The sequence below is a fragment of the Mesorhizobium sp. M7A.F.Ca.US.005.03.2.1 genome (assembly GCF_003997795.1).
In the GTDB taxonomy this organism is placed as follows: domain Bacteria; phylum Pseudomonadota; class Alphaproteobacteria; order Rhizobiales; family Rhizobiaceae; genus Mesorhizobium; species Mesorhizobium ciceri.
In genome coordinates this window covers 1-1,928 of the sequence record NZ_RZRP01001038.1, presented here as the reverse complement: position 1 = coordinate 1,928, position 1,928 = coordinate 1, and the positions used below count along the sequence as shown (strand labels likewise).

At 63.0% G+C, this 1,928-nt stretch carries 3 protein-coding genes and 1 pseudogene; 3 read left to right on the top strand and 1 reads right to left on the bottom strand.

Going from position 1 to position 1,928, the window contains the following annotated elements; translation table 11 throughout:
- A partial coding sequence (locus EN991_RS34275) for an enoyl-CoA hydratase-related protein (RefSeq protein WP_245461157.1) occupies nucleotides 1-408 on the top strand: 408 nt, incomplete at its 5' end.
- Between the two features lie 9 nt (nucleotides 409-417).
- On the opposite strand, the gene pdxH is transcribed toward EN991_RS34275, so the two are convergent.
- Nucleotides 418-1,035: a pyridoxamine 5'-phosphate oxidase gene (gene pdxH, locus EN991_RS34270; protein ID WP_013532806.1), complete on the bottom strand. Its 618-nt coding sequence runs from the start codon at nucleotides 1,033-1,035 to the stop codon at nucleotides 418-420.
- A 72-nt stretch (nucleotides 1,036-1,107) separates the two neighbouring features.
- Here pdxH and EN991_RS34265 point away from each other — a divergent pair, with 72 nt between their 5' ends.
- Together EN991_RS34265 and EN991_RS34260 are read left to right on the top strand one after the other, a co-directional pair.
- Complete coding sequence (locus EN991_RS34265) at nucleotides 1,108-1,569, top strand: RT0821/Lpp0805 family surface protein (RefSeq protein WP_013532805.1); 462 nt, start codon at nucleotides 1,108-1,110, stop codon at nucleotides 1,567-1,569.
- A gap of 100 nt (nucleotides 1,570-1,669) precedes the next feature.
- Nucleotides 1,670-1,928: pseudogene (locus tag EN991_RS34260) on the top strand (DnaJ domain-containing protein); the annotation flags it as partial.

Here is a 1,928-nt window from a genome sequence, read left to right as displayed (position 1 = left end):
GACCTGACCTTCGCCACGCCACGCACCGTGTTCAGGACACCTTTCGTCGACCTTGGCCTGGTGCCTGAGGCGGGATCGAGCCTCCTGGCGCCGCGCATCCTCGGGCAGCAAGGCGCTTTCGCGCTGCTCGGCCTCGGCGAGGGCTTTTCGGCTGAACGGGCGAAGGCCGCCGGCCTGATCTACGAGGTGGTCGAGGAAGCAGCACTGGAGGCCTCGGTGCTGGCGGCCGCCGGCCAGATCGCGGCCAAGCCGCCGCAGGCGTTGAAGATCGCGCGCGACCTGATGCGCGGCTCGCGCGACGACCTCGTCGCCCGCATCGGCGAGGAAAGCGAGCATTTTCGCGAGCGCCTGAAGTCCGATGAGGCGCGCGCCGCGCTCACCGCGTTCATGACGAGAAAGAAGGCCTGAGCCTCTTCTTCAGGGATAAAGCCTCGTCTTGTCCCAGGCGCCTTTCGCGTTGCGGCTGAAGACGAGCCGGTCGTGCAGGCGGAACGGCCTGTCGTGCCAGAACTCGATTGTCGTGGGCACGATTCGGAAGCCGGACCAGTGCTTTGGCCGCGGGATCTCGCCGATCGGGTAGCGTGCCGTGTATTCGGCCACTGCCTTCTCCAGCGCAAAGCGGCTTTCCAGCGGCCGCGATTGTTTCGAGGCCCATGCGCCGATGCGGCTGCCGCGCGGCCGTGTCGCATAGTAGGCGTCGGCTTCGGCGTCGCTGACGATCTCCACCGGTCCGCGAATGCGTACCTGGCGGCGCAGTGATTTCCAATGGAAACACATCGCCGCCTTCATGCTGCCAAGAATCTCCTGGCCCTTGGCGCTCTCGAAATTCGTGTAGAAGACAAACCCGCTTTCATCGAACCCCTTGAGCAAAACCATGCGCACATCCGGCATGCCGTCGGTATCGACGGTCGCCAGAGCCACGCCGTTGGGGTCGTTCGGCTCGCTTTTCGTGGCGTCGTCCAGCCATGCGGCAAACAGGCGAAACGGCTCGGCAGCCTCGGTAAAGTCACCGCTTGTTAACTCAGTGTCACTCATAGTTTTTCTCAAATTGTCACGAAGATTCTTACAAAGCCAAGATTCTTAACGAAGCAAGGGGGAGGCTGCCGATTGTCGCTTATCGCGCAAGCTTTTGACAGCAGGCAATGGAGCGTTATCGCTTCGGCCAGCGCGAAAGCCGCGATCGTGGCGGTCGCCTTGCCGCTTGCCGCTTGTGGCGCCGGCGGCTTCAGCCTGGAAAAAGCCGAAGTCGACCGCTCGATCCTGACCAGCAGCACATCGGCCTCGGCCGCGCCGGCCAGTCTGGATCGCGACTCCGACCAGACGACGATCGGCAATGCAGTCTCCTCGGCCGACATCGAGCAGCTCGGCGGGCAGGCCGTCCCATGGGCCAATGCCGGTACCGGCTCGCGCGGTTCCATCACCGATCTGGCGGAATTGAAGGACAACGGCCAGACCTGCCGCCGCTTCAAGGCCTCGCGCGAAAGCTTTGACGGCGTTGCCATGTTCGAAGGCGAACTGTGCCTGGCCAGCGCCGGCGGCTGGCGCATGCAGGACTTCAAGGCGCTCTGATTTTCCGCGTCTGATATGCGGCTCCAGCACTGGAATTTCTTCCTATGGGAGCGCATATAAGAGGCAACCAGAGACTCAACTCTTCTCCAGGGCAGTAAGCATGCGCGACCCCTATGAGGTGCTGGGCGTTGCCAGGAACGCATCGGCCAAAGACATAAAGTCGGCGTACCGGAAACTCGCCAAAAAGCATCATCCGGACCAGAATCCGAATGATCCAAAGGCGAAGGACCGTTTTGCCGCAGCCAACCAGGCCTACGAGATCGTCGGCGACGAAAGAATCGCGCCGCTTTCGATCGCGGCGAGATCGACGCCGACGGCAAGCCGCGATTCCAGGGCTTTGAGGGCGCTGCCGGTGGCGG